At 59.0% G+C, this 14,904-nt stretch carries 14 protein-coding genes; 11 read left to right on the top strand and 3 right to left on the bottom strand.

What is annotated here, in order from left to right; translation table 11 throughout:
* Positions 1–8 precede the first annotated feature (8 nt).
* The 3 genes from ABDX87_RS28005 (at position 9) to ABDX87_RS28015 (ending at position 3,007) form a co-directional block, all read left to right on the top strand.
* Entirely contained in the window at positions 9–1,241 is a 1,233-nt protein-coding gene (locus ABDX87_RS28005) for a c-type cytochrome (RefSeq protein WP_346830818.1), read from the top strand.
* A 35-nt stretch (positions 1,242–1,276) separates the two neighbouring features.
* Positions 1,277–2,410, top strand: coding sequence for an XdhC family protein (locus ABDX87_RS28010; protein ID WP_346830819.1), 1,134 nt, complete (start codon positions 1,277–1,279; stop codon positions 2,408–2,410).
* Between the two features lie 99 nt (positions 2,411–2,509).
* Positions 2,510–3,007: a MarR family winged helix-turn-helix transcriptional regulator gene (locus tag ABDX87_RS28015; protein ID WP_346830820.1), complete on the top strand. Its 498-nt coding sequence runs from the start codon at positions 2,510–2,512 to the stop codon at positions 3,005–3,007.
* 119 nt (positions 3,008–3,126) lie between these two features.
* On the opposite strand, the gene dctA is transcribed toward ABDX87_RS28015, so the two are convergent.
* The 3 genes from dctA to ABDX87_RS28030 all read right to left on the bottom strand — a co-directional run bounded on the left by dctA (position 3,127) and on the right by ABDX87_RS28030 (position 6,244).
* Positions 3,127–4,413, bottom strand: coding sequence for a C4-dicarboxylate transporter DctA (gene dctA / locus ABDX87_RS28020; RefSeq protein ID WP_346830821.1), 1,287 nt, complete (start codon positions 4,411–4,413; stop codon positions 3,127–3,129).
* 145 nt (positions 4,414–4,558) lie between these two features.
* Positions 4,559–4,963 carry a hypothetical protein gene (locus ABDX87_RS28025; protein ID WP_346830822.1) on the bottom strand — a complete coding sequence of 135 codons (405 nt, stop codon included), beginning with the start codon at positions 4,961–4,963 and terminating at the stop codon, positions 4,559–4,561.
* Positions 4,964–5,293: 330 nt separating this feature from the next.
* A complete protein-coding gene (locus ABDX87_RS28030; protein WP_346830823.1) occupies positions 5,294–6,244 on the bottom strand; it encodes a GlxA family transcriptional regulator in 951 nt (316 codons plus the stop codon).
* 253 nt (positions 6,245–6,497) lie between these two features.
* Between ABDX87_RS28030 and ABDX87_RS28035 the strand changes: the two genes are divergently transcribed.
* The 8 genes from ABDX87_RS28035 to ABDX87_RS28070 all read left to right on the top strand — a co-directional run bounded on the left by ABDX87_RS28035 (position 6,498) and on the right by ABDX87_RS28070 (position 14,893).
* On the top strand, positions 6,498–7,253 hold the full coding sequence (locus ABDX87_RS28035) for an SDR family NAD(P)-dependent oxidoreductase (protein ID WP_346830824.1): 756 nt from the start codon (positions 6,498–6,500) through the stop codon (positions 7,251–7,253).
* 123 nt (positions 7,254–7,376) lie between these two features.
* Positions 7,377–8,519 carry a Re/Si-specific NAD(P)(+) transhydrogenase subunit alpha gene (locus ABDX87_RS28040; RefSeq protein ID WP_346830825.1) on the top strand — a complete coding sequence of 381 codons (1,143 nt, stop codon included), beginning with the start codon at positions 7,377–7,379 and terminating at the stop codon, positions 8,517–8,519.
* Positions 8,520–8,540: 21 nt separating this feature from the next.
* Positions 8,541–8,870: an NAD(P) transhydrogenase subunit alpha gene (locus ABDX87_RS28045; protein WP_346830826.1), complete on the top strand. Its 330-nt coding sequence runs from the start codon at positions 8,541–8,543 to the stop codon at positions 8,868–8,870.
* The gene (locus tag ABDX87_RS28050) at positions 8,867–10,312 is read left to right on the top strand and encodes an NAD(P)(+) transhydrogenase (Re/Si-specific) subunit beta (protein WP_346830827.1); all 1,446 of its coding nucleotides are present in this window, start codon (positions 8,867–8,869) and stop codon (positions 10,310–10,312) included. Before ABDX87_RS28045 ends, ABDX87_RS28050 begins: the two co-directional genes overlap by 4 nt.
* Before the next feature lie 23 nt (positions 10,313–10,335).
* The gene (locus tag ABDX87_RS28055) at positions 10,336–11,316 is read left to right on the top strand and encodes an MBL fold metallo-hydrolase (RefSeq protein ID WP_346830828.1); all 981 of its coding nucleotides are present in this window, start codon (positions 10,336–10,338) and stop codon (positions 11,314–11,316) included.
* Positions 11,317–11,553: 237 nt separating this feature from the next.
* A complete protein-coding gene (locus ABDX87_RS28060) occupies positions 11,554–12,348 on the top strand; it encodes an SDR family NAD(P)-dependent oxidoreductase (RefSeq protein ID WP_346830829.1) in 795 nt (264 codons plus the stop codon).
* 167 nt (positions 12,349–12,515) lie between these two features.
* Positions 12,516–13,889 carry an NAD-dependent succinate-semialdehyde dehydrogenase gene (locus ABDX87_RS28065; RefSeq protein ID WP_346830830.1) on the top strand — a complete coding sequence of 458 codons (1,374 nt, stop codon included), beginning with the start codon at positions 12,516–12,518 and terminating at the stop codon, positions 13,887–13,889.
* A gap of 122 nt (positions 13,890–14,011) precedes the next feature.
* Positions 14,012–14,893 carry an NAD(P)-dependent oxidoreductase gene (locus ABDX87_RS28070; RefSeq protein WP_346830831.1) on the top strand — a complete coding sequence of 294 codons (882 nt, stop codon included), beginning with the start codon at positions 14,012–14,014 and terminating at the stop codon, positions 14,891–14,893.
* Positions 14,894–14,904 lie beyond the last annotated feature (11 nt).

Consider the following 14,904-nt stretch of genomic DNA (forward strand, 5'->3'; position numbering starts at 1 on the left):
GTGTTCCTATGAAAATCATTGCATCTTATGTGATTGCGTCGTCCCTGCTCGGCTGGGCTTTGTGGGCTACGGCGGCGGACGACGACGTGATCAAGCGTGGCGAGTACATCGCCAACACCGCTGACTGCGTTGCCTGTCACACCGTTCAGGGCGGGAAGAAGTTCGCGGGTGGACGTGAGTTCAAGCTGCCGTTCGGCTCGCTGTTTACCCCCAACATCACCTCGGACAAGGAAACCGGTATCGGCACCTGGTCCGATGATGATTTCGTCAGCGCCGTGCAACAGGGTGTGGGCAAGGACGGCAAGCATTACTACCCGGCCTTCCCTTACACCTCGTATACGTTGATGCCGCGCGAAGACATTCTGGCGATCAAGCAGTATCTGTTCAGCCTGCCGCCGGTCCACGAGAAGTCACGGCCTGACACGCTGGCGTTCCCGTTCAACCAGCGGTGGGGTATGGCCATCTGGAACTGGATGTTTTTCGACAACGCCCGTTTTGCCGTGACGCCTGAAAAGTCGGCCGAGTGGAACCGGGGTGCGTATCTGGTTGAAGGCCCTGGTCACTGTGGTGAGTGCCATACCCCGCGCAACCTGATGCAGGCGACGGTCAGTTCGAAAGCGCTCGGCGGTGCCGAGATCGAAGGCTGGCGTGCGTACAACATCAGTTCGGATGCGCAAACGGGTGTCGGGAGCTGGTCCATCGAAGAACTGACCCATTACCTGACCCATGGCTATCAGCAGGGTCGCGGCGTCGCCGCTGGGCCGATGTCCGAAGTGGTGGAGCATAGTCTCGGCAAGCTTGATCCTGCTGATGTGCGCGCCATTGCGGTTTACCTCAAAGACTCGAAACCGCAACAGGGCGGCGTACCGAGACCGGCACCGCGCAGCACGGCCACTCCGGTGTCAGGCACTGCCGATCCACAGATGGTGCTGGGTCAGAAAATCTTCGCCGACGCCTGTGCGGGTTGTCACAAGGTTACGGGTGAGGGCAATAACAGCGACGTCGCGACCTTGTCGGGCACCAAAACCGTCAATGACAAAACCGCCGCCAACCTGCTCGGCGTCTTGCTGACAGGCCACACCTATCCGGGCATGCCGCGTGATCACTTCATGCCGGATTTCGCCAAAAACTACAGCGATCAGGAGTTGGCGGCAGTGAGCACCTTTATCCTCCATCGCTTCGGGGACAGTGGCGGCACCATCACGGCTGAACGCGTTCAGGAACGGAAAAAAGAGCTCTGAGCAGGCTGCCTGTGTCAGGCGGCGGGAGGTTTCGTATGTCAGATATCACCGCTGTGCTGGACGCTATCCGGCAGCATCATCGCCGGGATAACGAGATGGTGCTGGCCACCGTTGTGAAGACGCTCGGCTCGTCCTATCGCAGACCCGGTGCGCGAATGATCATCCCGGCCGTCGGTACGGCGGTCGGGATGGTCAGTGGTGGGTGCCTTGAGACTGATCTGGTTAAAAAGGCGTGGTGGCGTACCTCGAACGGCGCGACCCTTTTGGTGTACGACACCAATGAGGACGGCGACACCATCGACGGCATTGCTTCCGAAGGTTTCGGAACGGGCTGTCACGGGCAGATTACGCTGCTGCTGGAGCGTGCTGGCGACCCCGGCGCGGCGCTGCTGATTGACGTTCTCGATCGTGTGGTCCGCGCGCGCAAACCGGCGGCGGTGGCCACGATCGTGTCGGGCAACGCGGGCGTCGGCGATCGCCTGGCGCTGGATGTTGATCACAACGTTGTTGGCGCTCTGGCGGATCCTGATCTGCAAATACTCGTCGAACAGCACCTGCTGAAAGCGTTGACGGCACGCAAATCGTCCTTCCATTCAGTTCCGCTCAAGCGGAGCACCGTTTCGTTTTTTCTGGAATACATTCAGCCTCCTCAACGCCTGGTGATCTTTGGCGCGGGCAACGACGTGCCGCCGCTGGTGCAGATTGCCAAAATGTGGGGCTGGCACGTGTCGGTGATTGACAGTCGCTCGCACTTCGCCAAAGCCTCGCGATTTCCTGACGCCGATGTGGTGCTGCACGCCCCGCTGAACGAACCTTTCGATTTCACGGAACAAGTAACGGGGGCTGCCGTAGCGGTCATGACCCACAGCCTGACCCAGGATCAACACTGGTTGGCCCATTGCCTGCGCGAAGACACGGCATACATCGGGCAACTGGGCCCGATCGAGCGAACCGAGCGGTTGCTCAAGGCCATGGCGCCTGTTGAGCGGGCCGCCGCCAATACCCGGCTTCACTACCCCATCGGCCTGGATATCGGTGGGGACTCTGCGCCATTCGTTGCGGTGTCTATCCTCGCGGAGGCCAATGCGGCCCTGGAAAAACGCAGCGCCTGCTCTAGCAGCGTTAAGCGTCGGATGACGGCGGACGCCGGTTTCCGTGCGTCAGGCTGATCGACCTGCACGACGTCGGATGATCGTCGTCGGGATGGGCGAAGAGGGTTGCGTGGCGTAGTATGGATACCGTCATCCATGCGCGACTGTAGGTACCTCTTGAATACCCAATTTCGGCCCCATCAAGGCTTCAGCATTCACAGAACGTGCAACGGTTCTGCGTTGCGCAAGGCGACTCGCCGGATTTCCTCTCTCTACGGCGCGGTACTCGCGCCCAGTGGCCTGCGCCAGACTCAGCATTCCCTGCTCGCCCACGTTGACCGCTCGAACAGCCCGACCCTGTCGGAACTCGCGAGCGATCTGGTGCTGGACCGCACGGCGCTTTCCCACAACCTCAAACCCCTTGAACGCGACGGCTACCTGGCCATCGTGCGCGACGCCAATGACAACCGCGTCAAGCGTGTGATGCTGACTGAGAAAGGCAAAGAGAAGCTGGCCGAGACGACCCGCTTGTGGAGCATTGCCCACAATCGTTTCGAGCGCCTGTATGGGAAGGAAAAGGCCGAGCTGCTGCGTGAAATGCTGGCGGACGTTTATTCGGACGAACTGACCGAGGCGTTCGAGCGGGCAGGGGCAGAGGGAGTGGTCGAAGGGTGAGCGCTCAGCGAATCGAAAGAGGTTCGCGCACTGACCGCTCAACCGGTGTCGATGACGCTGCTTTCGCCACCCTCGGCGTTGCACCAAGGGTGGATGTCCAAAACGTCTATCAGGAGGGGTCAGACGGGCTCATCCTGAAGCACGCGATGTTTCTTGAGGGCGATACGCCCCATCTTGCTTCGATCCAGCTGACCTTCCCACGCCGCAATGACCACTGCCGCTACTGCGTTGCCGATGATGTTGGTTAGCGACCGGCACTCGGCCATGAAGCGGTCTACACCCAGGATCAACACCATCGCCGCCACCGGAACGGTAGGCACCACTGCCAGACTGGCTGCAAGTGCAACGAACCCTGCGCCGACAACAGCGCCCGCGCCCTTGGAGGTGAGCATGGTCACCAGCAGCAGCGTGAGCTGTTGTTCGAGCGTCAGGTCGATGTTGGTGGCTTGGGCCAGGAACAGCACGGCCATCGTCATGTAAATGTTGGTGCCGTCCAGATTGAACGTGTAGCCGGTCGGTACCACGATGCCGACCACGCCTTTGGAGCAGCCCAGTCCTTCGAGTTTTTCGATCAGTTGCGGGAGTGCGGATTCCGAGGTGCTGGTGCCGAGCACGATCAACAGTTCGGATTTGATATGTGCCAGTAGCTTGAAGATGCTGAACCCCGCCAGTCGGGCGATCCCGCCCAACACGCACGCCACGAACACGAAAGCGGTCAGGTAGAACGTGCCGATCAGTTTGAACAGCGGCAGCATCGAGCCGATGCCGTATTTGCCGGTGGTGAAGGCGATGGCACCGAACGCGCCCAATGGCGCGACCCGCGCGATCATGCCGACGATCCGGAAGAAGACTTCGGAAGCCTGGCTGATGGAGTCGGCAAGTGGGCGGGCACGCTCGCCTATCAGCACCAGCGAGATGCCGAACATCACCGACACCAGCAGGATCGGCAGGATCTCACCCTTGGCGAACGCGTCGAAAAAGGTAACGGGAATGATATGGAGCAGGAATCCGGTGATGCCTTCACCGTGATCGGCCTGATTCACGAAGCCGCTTACGGCGCCGGCGTCGAGGGTTTTGATGTCGATGTTGAAACCCGCGCCGGGGTGTAGCAAATGGCCGAAGATCAAGCCGATCAGCAGCGCGAACGAGGACACCACTTCGAAGTAGAGCAGGGCCTTGCCTCCGACCCGGCCGACCTGCTTGATGTCGTGCATGCTGGTGATGCCGGACACCACGGTGCAGAAGATGATAGGGCCGATCACCATCTTGATCAGCTTGATGAACGCATCGCCCAGTGGCTTGAGTTCTACGCCAGTGTCGGGGCGCAGATGACCGATAATCACGCCCAGAACGATGGCGATGATCACCTGAATGTACAAGGTGCCCAGCAGTTTTCTGATAGTCATTGTTATTGTCTCTTCAGCTTTGTAAGGGGCCACGCGAAAACCTCTCCTTCACAAAACGGGTGAAGGAGAGAACGTGCGGGTCACACCGGAAATAACGACAGCGTCAAGTGCTCAGGTCACAAGGCAGGACGTGGCAGGTCGCTGTTTACTGCGCGGATTCAGGGGCTTCGTCTTCGCTCCACTCAGGGCTGTAACCGCCCAGCGTCGGGTGGTACATCTCGTCGCCCGAGTGCTGGGTGAACTCTACATTCAGGCGGTCTTCACGCAGCCCGAGGATGTCGATGCAGTGCTGGCAGAGCGCTTTGGCGACGTCCATGCGAAGTTCGGGCGTGCGGCCGCGGCGGATATCGCACATCAACACGGAGACGGGCACAGGCTCGCCGTCAACGGTTCTCCAGACGCCGCCTTCACCGGTTTCGCGGATCGCCACGCTGATTCTCAAGATGTCCACGGTCATCATGGCCGAGTAGGTCTTGCACATCTCATGTGCCAGCTGCTTCTTTTTTTCGACCGGGAATGTCCCGTTCACGTCGAGCTGAAGGTAAGGCATTTTTATTCTCCGCGTTCGATGGATTGATAGCTCCCACCGACGATTGACGGGAGGAGCTACGTGCGATTCATTCGGCATAATTCCCCGTAAATACGGGTCTTAATTGTAATAGGTGAATATGCACACAAATAATTTGATTGCATATGCACCTTTTGTCAACGCTTCGTTTTGCAAGCTGATCAGTGGGTGGCGGCGCAGGGGCGGAGCGGTGATGAAGGGGGACAGCGGAATGCGGACGTGCAGGCGCGGACGCGCCCGGATGACCTGGAGGTCATGGGCGGCCCGCTTTACCTAGCGTGTCGCGAGGGAGGAGGTGTCAGGCGAGGGGGATCAGGTCGAAATATCGACCATCTGTGCTTCAGTGATGCGCTTGATCGCTTGAGGGGACTGATTGAAGGCCCGCAGGAAGGAGCGTCTCATGCGCTCGCGGTCACCGAATCCGCAGTCGCGGGCAATGATGTCGAGGGAGTATCGGCCTTCTTCCATCATGATCCGCGCCGCTTCGACGCGCAGATGTTCAATGGCCTTGGCAGGAGACTGTCCGGTTTCATCGCGGAAAATCCGGCTGAATTGCCGAGGGCTCAGGTGAGCGACTCCGGCCAGTTCCTCGACCGACAATTCAGAGGCAAGGTTTTCCTTCGCATAGAGCAGCGTGGTCTGGATGCGGTCGGTTTTGGGATCGAGTTCCAGCAGGGTCGAAAACTGTGACTGGCCCCCGGATCGACGGTGGTGAACGACCATTTTCTTGGCCACGTTGCGAGCCAGTGTGGTGCCTAGATCCTTTTCCAGAATGGCCAGCGCGAGGTCTATGCCAGCGGTCATGCCTGCCGACGTCCATACGGCACCATCGATGACGAAAATCCGGTCTTCTTCCAGGTGAACGTCCGGAAAACTTGAGCGGAATTCGCGGGCGTGGGCCCAATGGGTGGTGGCGCGACGTCCGTCCAGCAGGCCCGCCTGAGCGACGACGAACGCGCCGGTGCAGACCGCCGTAATGCGTTTGGTGGTGGTGACCGACGAGCGCAGGAAGTCCAGCAGTCCTGCGGAGACGTTGTCAATTTGATTGTTGCCAATGACGATCAGCGTGTCGTAACGGGCGTCCTTGAACGACGTCGTTTCCATCCCGAACCCGAGGGAAGACCGAACAATGCCGCCGTGTTCAGACACCACCGCCAGGTCGTACGACGGGCCGTTCATGTCGTTCGCTGTTTCAAAGACCGCCGATACAGCAAGTCCCAGCACCTGAAAGCCAGGGTAAATCACCAGTCCGACACGAATCATCGTTTGCGCTCCCGTCAGACACATGGCGTGTCGGAAAAGGTTGTATGGGATAATTTCAGGTCATGCTCTCACAGTTTTTCATGCCCTGCTATAGGTGGCGTGATGCGATCAACGTGCATATCCAATGTTCCGGACTACGACTCAAAAGGTTGGATATCTGTCATTGAAGACGCAATTTAGGCTCCTTATCATCGATCCAGCTTGAGCACTGCGCCGGTCTACGAGAGATTAAGAGATGCATGATTCCGTACATATGGGCACCGCGCTGATCGCTGACGCTTCAGCGGGCATCGGTGCGCGTTATGCCTGTCGGCTCGCGGAGCGGGGCTACGACATCATTTTAGTCGCCCGTCACCGCGCACCACTGTACGAAATGGCTTCACAGCTGACGACCCGGACGGGCCGCAGCTTTGAGGTGGTCGAAGCGGACCTGGGGACGTTGGATGGGCTGGCTACAGTTGAGACAGTGTTGCGGACGGACTCCAGCATCACCCTGCTGGTCAACAACGTCAGCATTGATTACTCGACGCTGGCCCCAGTGATCGACTCGATCGCGCTGGAGCGCCTTATTGGCCTGAACATCACGGCAGTCGCCCGTCTCACTTGCGCGCTGGTTCCAAAGTTGGTGGCACGCCAGGGCGGCACGATCATTCAAGTCACGGACAACGTGAGTGATTCGCCGTTTTTACTGGGCAGTGTCTATGAGGGCATCAAGGCGTTCGTGCTGGCGTATTCACAGTCACTCAGGAAAGGACTGGTGGGCCAGGGCGTCAGGATTCAAACCGTGATGCCTGCCTCTGGCAGCGCGGGCACTGACATTGAGTCGACTGCTTATTCCGGGATCAGTACCTGTAACTGTTCCAACGCCGATGCTTTTGTGAAAGCGGCATTGGCCGGGCTGGATCGAAATGAATTCATGACCACGCCGGGAGTGGAGGATTCGGATTGGGTCATTTCAATGGGTGCCGATGGGTTATACCGGTTTCTTCGCCGTTCAATTTACCCCTGATAAGACGTCGTTACGTTAGTTGCATCGGCAACCGGTGCAGTGCAGTTCACAGTTAATCAAAAGAACTTTCCCTTTAACTGCGGGGAGACGATCCGTCGTCCCTGTTAATCAGAGTGTGAGTATATGAACATTGGAGTGCCGGCTGAAATACGGCCGAATGAAATGCGGGTAGCCGCCACCCCCGATACGGTGAAGAAACTCGTCAATCTGGGGCATTCGCTGCGGGTCGAAAGTGGCGCGGGCGCTGCGGCGCACTTTCCAGACAGTGCCTATGCCGCAGCGGGGGCGACCCTCGTTGAGGCCGATGCCGCGTTCGGCGCGCAAACAGTATTGAAAGTGCACTCGCCAGAAGACGATGAACTGCGCCTGATGAAACCCGGCACTGTCGTCATCGGCATGCTCGACCCCTTCAACGCCTCCAACATGCGCGCGCTGGCTGACGCCGGGTTGACTGCTTTCTCGCTGGAAGCCGCGCCTCGTACGACGCGGGCCCAGAGTATGGATGTGCTTTCCTCGCAGGCCAATATCGCCGGTTACAAGGCGACGCTGGTAGCCATGAGCATGTATCAGCGTTTCGTGCCGATGTTGATGACGGCCGCCGGGACCGTCAAGGCTGCCAGAATCCTCATATTGGGCGCTGGAGTGGCAGGTTTGCAGGCGATTGCCACCGCCAAACGCTTGGGGGCCGTGGTCGAAGCGTCGGACGTCCGGCCTGCGGCGAAAGAACAGATCGAGTCGCTGGGCGCCAAATTTCTAGACGTGCCTTACGAAACGGACGAGGAGAGAGAAGCGGCTGTGGGTGTCGGCGGTTACGCACGGCCCATGCCGGGCTCCTGGCTGGAGCGTCAATCGGCACTGGTGCATCAGCGCGCCATTCAGGCCGACATCATCATCTCTACGGCGCTGATTCCAGGTCGCACCGCACCGACGCTGATTCATGAGCACACCGTTGAAAAGATGAAGCCGGGTTCGATCATTGTCGATCTGGCCGCGGGGCGAGGGGCGCAGTACCAGGGCCGCGCCGGTGGCAACTGCCCACTGACGGAAGCCGACAAAGTGGTCGTTCGCCATGGCGTCCGCCTGGTAGGGCACACCAACTTTGCATCCATGTTGGCAACGGACGCTTCCGAATTGTATGCCCGCAACCTCCTTAACTTCCTGGCATTGATTACAGGCCCGGATGCCACTGTTTCTATTGATCCGGCTGACCCTATCGTCGCGGCGACGCTGTTTGCCCGTGATGGTCAGGTGTTGCGGACCCTTTAATCACTTAACGAGTAACGCATTATGGAAATCGTCAATCACGGCATCATTAATCTGATCATTTTTGTACTCGCCATTTACGTGGGCTACCACGTCGTCTGGAATGTCACCCCGGCACTTCATACCCCGCTAATGGCGGTTACAAATGCCATCTCTGCCATTGTCATTGTTGGAGCGATGTTGGCCGTTGGTCTTACTTCGACCAGGTTTGGACAGTTGTTTGGGGCGCTCGGGGTTCTGCTCGCTTCCATCAACGTCTTCGGCGGCTTTCTGGTTACACGCCGGATGTTGGAAATGTTCAAGAAAAAAGCCCTCGCACTTCCGATCCCTCGTGAAAAGGCGCCACGGTCATGAGTCCGAATATTGTTACTTTGCTCTATCTCATTGCCTCGGTGTGTTTCATTCAAGCGTTGAAAGGCCTGTCCAATCCTAAAACAGCGCGCATCGGCAACGCATTCGGCATGGCCGGGATGACCATAGCTGTGCTTACCACGCTGGCCATGATTCGCTTTCAGGCCATGACAAAGGGGAGCGGTGAAATCCAGGTGGGCTTGGGCCTGTTGGTGTTGTCTCTGGTTGTGGGCGGCGGTATCGGTGCGGTGCTGTCCGCTCGGGTGGAAATGACCAAAATGCCTGAGCTGGTGGCGGGCATGCATTCGCTGATCGGTCTGGCGGCGGTGTGTATCGCTTATGCCGTGGTGTCCGAACCGAGCGTATTCGGATCGAGCGAAGCGGGCGTCAGCATTCCTCGGGGCAACCGGGTCGAGTTGTTCCTCGGCGCGTTTGTCGGGGCCGTCACCTTCACCGGCTCGATCATCGCGTTCGGCAAGCTCTCCGGTCGCTACAACTTCCGGCTGTTCAAAGGCGCTCCGGTTCGCTTCCCGTTTCAGCACACCTTCAACCTGATCGTGGCGTTGATCGCACTGGCTTTGGGCCTCACGTTTGTCGTGACCCAGGCCTGGCTGCCGTTCGTGCTGATGACGTTCGCGGCCCTGGCGTTGGGCCTGCTCATCATCATCCCTATTGGCGGCGCTGACATGCCCGTCGTTGTGTCGATGCTCAACTCTTATTCGGGTTGGGCGGCAGCGGGCATAGGCTTCTCGTTGAACAACCCGATGCTGATCATCGCCGGTTCGCTGGTGGGGTCTTCAGGAGCGATCTTGTCCTACATTATGTGCAAGGCCATGAATCGCTCGTTCCTGAACGTGCTGCTGGGCGGCTTCGGTAACACGGCCGGTGGCGGTGCTGCCGATGTCGAGCAGGCCGAGCGTCCCGTGAAATCGGGCTCGGCAGAAGACGCCGCGTTCATGTTGAGCAATGCCCAGAGTGTGGTGATCGTGCCAGGTTACGGCCTCGCAGTGGCGCGTGCTCAGCACTCGCTTAAAGAGTTGACCGCTTTGCTGACGGCCAAGGGAGTGGACGTCCGCTATGCCATTCACCCGGTGGCAGGACGCATGCCCGGCCACATGAACGTGCTGCTGGCCGAGGCCGAAGTGCCCTACGAGCAGGTGCACGAGATGGAAGAAATCAACATGGAGTTCGGACAGACCGACGTCGTGCTCGTGCTGGGGGCCAACGACGTGGTGAACCCGGCAGCCAAGAATGACCCGAGTTCGCCGATCTCCGGCATGCCGATTCTGGAGGCGTACAAAGCGCGCACCATCATCGTCAACAAGCGTTCGATGGCGGCCGGGTATGCCGGTCTGGATAACGATCTGTTCTATCTGGACAAAACCCTGATGGTGTTCGGCGATGCGAAGAAAGTGATCGAAGACATGACCAAGGCTGTGGACTGAAACGACAACCCCGGAGCATTCAGATGACTCTGTTAAGACACATCCTGTTGACCTCGATCGCGACGTTGACCATCTGCGAAGCAGTCCAGGCGGCGCTGCCTGTTCAGCACATCGATTTCGACAAAATCAGCTTCACCACAACGCAGCTCGCACCGAATGTATACGCGCTGACCGGTTCGCCGGGAATGGACCCGTCTCATCCCGATGCTGCAGGTGGCCGAGTAAGCGTGCTGGTCGGTCCTCAGGGCGTGCTAATGGTCGATGCGTCCTACGCCCAACTCTCCAATAAGCTGCTCGCCACGATCAAGGCGATCAGCCCAGAGCCAGTTCGGTACCTGGTCAACACGCACTTGCACCGGGATCACACCGGCGGCAGCGGCAACATTGTCAAGGCGGGCGCGTTGCTTTTCGCGCGGGAAGAAGAACGCAACGAGTTGTCCGAACAGTTCGCATCCGCAACGGATGGGGCGTCGCAGGAAAGTCTCGCGAGATTGCCTACCGTGACGTACGGCGCAGGCGCTCCAGTCAAGATACGCATGAACGGAGAAGTCATCGACCTGATCCCTGTGCGACCCGCTCACACGGGGGGCGACACAATCGTTCGGTTCGAGAATGCCAACGTCATTATGACGGGCGACTTCTTCCGCAACTACGGGTACCCCTACATCGACGTCGAGAATGGCGGGACCGTGGAAGGCATGCTTGAAGCGCTGGATCAGACCGCCGAGCTGGCGGGGCCGGACACGCTTCTGGTGCCGTGCCATGGCACTGTCTATCACCGCTCCGACATTGTTGCCTACCGCGAACTGATCGTGGCGGTGGAAGAGCGCATCAGGCGTCTGATCGCAGCCGGAAACAGTCGCGCAGACGTAATCGCTGCCAAAGTGACGGCCCCTTACGACAGCAAAATCCCTGGTGGTCTTTACCACCAGCCGGATGGCACCGGGACCAGTGCAGACCGCTTTGTGGCGGAAGTGTTTGACCAGTTGCAGCGCGGCGGCTGAGGCTCACTGCGCCCGCGTTGCCGGTCATACAACAGAAGAGGGCGCGTTTATTCGCGCCCTTTTTTATGCGGGCGGCCCCCACCGCACCCGCGCCTTTTAGCCGTCCAGACACCTCTTTTTTTCGGTCAGTAAGGCCTTGTCCTAAAACGTTGGATATCTGACATTTCAGCTTTTCAGGGTAAGCCGTACTCTTTCTCTACCGACTCTTTCGGCCCAACAAATTTCTGGAGAAACACTATGAGCACTGCATCTAAAGGCACCGCACTGATCACTGGCGCTTCGGCAGGTATCGGCGCGGTTTACGCTGATCGTCTGATCAAGCGCGGCTATGATCTGATCCTGGTTGCACGCAACGAAAAACTTCTGAAAGAAGTGGCCGCTAAAATCGCAGTACCTGGTCGCACTGTCACGACCCTGGTCGCCGATCTGGCCAACAAAGAATCGCTGAAACAGGTTGAGAAAGTCCTGCGTGAAGACGCCAGCATCACTCTGCTGGTCAACAACGCCGGTGTCGGTTCCGTCGCTTCGATTCTCAAAGACAACGTTGAAGAAATGGACGCGATGATCGCCTTGAACATCACCGCGCTCACCCGTCTGACCTATGCAGTAGCACCGGCTTTCGTTGCTCGTGGCACAGGCACCATCGTTAACATTTCCTCGGTGGTCGGCATCGCCGTCGAAATGCTCAACGGCGTCTACAGCGCTTCGAAATCCTACGTACTGAGCTTCGGTCACACCCTGCAACGTGACCTGGCGGACAAAGGCGTTCGCATCCAGAGCGTATTGCCGGGCGCTACCGCTACTGACTTCTGGGACGTTGCCGGTTACGCGCCTCAGAAGGAAGGTGCGAACACCATGCGTGCCACCGATCTGGTAGACGCCGCTCTGGCCGGTCTGGATAAAGGCGAACTGGTCACCATTCCTGGCCTGCAAGATGCTGATGCTCAGGATTGGACTCAGTGGGAAGAAGGTCGCCGCGCGATCTCGAAAAAATTCAGCCACGCAAAACCTGGCGCTCGTTACGGCGTTTGATCCAACCGCCTCTTCGTTCGCGAAACCGAAGGGAGGTCACTCAGTTGGCCTGCCCTTCGGCATCGAGCCATCCTTAGCTCCTTCCGGAGCAGATCGACAGTCAGTCTTCTCAAGGCGCCGACCTTATCGGCGTCGAGGATTCGTTTACTCAAAGATTGGAGTTTGCAATGGCTTATCAAACGATCAACCCGACCACGAATCAACTGGTCAAAACCTGGCCGAACCACACCGATGCGCAGGTCGAAGACGCCCTGGCGTCCGCGCACCGTCTGTACAAATCGGAATGGTCCAAAGGCTCCATCCAGCCTCGCCTGGCGGTGCTGCGCAAGCTGGCCGACCTGATCGATGCGCGCAATGAAGAACTGGCGCGAATCATCACCCTGGAAATGGGCAAGCTGATTGGCGAAAGCCGTGGCGAGCTGCAAGTTGTGGCACAGATCGCACGTTTCTATGCCGACAACGCAGAGCGCTTCCTGGCCCCGGTGAGCGTCCAGACCGACCAAGGCGATGCGTGGATCGAACATCAGCCTATCGGCGTCCTGGTTGCCGTCGAACCCTGGAACTTCCCGTTCTATCAATTGATGCGTGTACTGGCCCCTAACATGGCCGCAGGCAACCCGATCGTTGCCAAACACGCGAGTATTGTTCCGCATTGCGCCAGTGTGTTCGAAGCACTGGTGACTGAAGCGGGCGCACCGAAAGGCGCCTGGACCAACCTGTTTGTCACGGCTGACCAGATCGGCACGCTGATCGCTGATCCACGGGTTCAGGGTGCGGCCATGACCGGTTCGGAAGGCGCAGGGAGTGTGATTGCCGCCCAAGCGGGCAAATACCTGAAGAAGTCCACCCTCGAAATGGGAGGCAACGACGTGTTCGTGGTGCTGGAAGACAGCGACCTGGACAAAGCGGTCGAGGTCGGTACGTTCTCGCGTCTTCACGTTGCCGGTCAGGAGTGCATCGGTGCCAAGCGCTTCGTCGTCCGCGAAGAAGTGGCTGACGCGTTCCTGAGCAAACTCACCGCTGCCTTCAAGGCCGTGAAGATCGGTGACCCGCTGGACGAAACCACCACCCTCGGCCCACTGTCGTCGGCTGGCGCCCGTGATGGTCTGATCAAACAGGTCAAGGCCGCTGTCAGCAGCGGCGCAACCCTGCACTACGGTGCCGGTGTGGTGGATCTGCCAGGTCACTTTTTCGAGCCTGCGATCCTGACAAATGTCACCCGCGACAACCCGGCGTATTTTGAAGAGTTCTTCGGTCCAGTCGCTCAGGTCTACGTCGTCAAGACCGACGACGAGATCGTCGAATTGGCCAACGACTCCAACTACGGCCTGTCGGGCGTGGTCTTCTCTAAGAACATCGAACGCGCCAAGTCGCTAGCTTCGCGCATCGAGACCGGCGCCGTCTGGATCAACACCTTCTCAAGCACTGCACCTGAGCTGCCTTTTGGTGGTGTTAAACGCTCCGGTTATGGCCGCGAGCTGTCCGAGTTGGGCATCAAAGAGTTCGTCAACCAGAAACTGGTGCTTGTCGCCAAGGCTTGATTCTCTTGAGTACTCCCGAGGCGTGTGGATCTACGCCCCGCTGGATGATTACCTTACGCCGGCACTCCCTGATCAAGGGTGCTGGCGTCATCTTTTTCATCGCATCAAACCTGAGAACGGACATGACCGCTATCGCAGTGTTGGGATTGGGAGCCATGGGATCGCGCATGGCCGCGAATCTGCTCAAGGCAGGACACGCCGTTACGGTCTGGAACCGCAGCCCTGACGCCGCCGACGCACTCGTCGCCACAGGGGCCACTTTGGCGGCGACGCCACGGGAAGCTGCGCAGGGCGCTTCGATCGTTCTGAGCATGGTTCGCGACGACATCGCGTCGAACGGCGTCTGGCTCGATCCGGAGCATGGAGCGTTCGGTGGTATGTTGTCTGACAGCCTTGCCATCGAGTGCTCGACGCTCTCGCCGCGCTGGATCAAAGCTTTGGGCGAAGCCGCGAACGAAGCGGGCATCCGCCTCATCGATGCGCCGGTCTCCGGTTCGCGTCCGCAGGCGGAGGCCGCGCAGTTGGTGTTCCTGGTCGGCGGGGATGAGGCAGATGTGGCGTTTGCCCGAGGCGTGCTCAGCAACATGGGATCGTCGATTCAGCATGTCGGTCCGTTGGGGGCTGGTACGCTGGTCAAGTTGACGACCAACGCCATGCTCGGCGTTCAGGTCACTGCGTTGGCCGAGCTGTTCGGCATTCTGGCCAAGAGTGGCGTGAGCCTTAAGGTTGCGTTTGATGCCGTGGGGGCCACGGCGGTTTCCAGCGTCGCCGCTCAGCGCAGTGTGGACTTGATGGTCGCGGGCACATTCGAGCCGCAGTTTCCGGTGGCGCTAATCGAGAAAGACTTACGTTATCTGGTGAACGTGGCGGGGAGTCCGGCCGCTGCGCCGACTATCGACGCCGCCCGTAAAGTCTTCGGCACCGGCATCGATCAGGGCTTTGGCGAGCAAAACATGACCAGTGTGGTTCAGGTGTTCGCAGCCGACTTTCCCTTCGGGCAGTAAAGCGATCGACA

Origin of the sequence: Pseudomonas abietaniphila, from assembly GCF_039697315.1 — a bacterium.
Classification (GTDB): Bacteria; Pseudomonadota; Gammaproteobacteria; order Pseudomonadales; family Pseudomonadaceae; genus Aquipseudomonas; species Aquipseudomonas abietaniphila_B.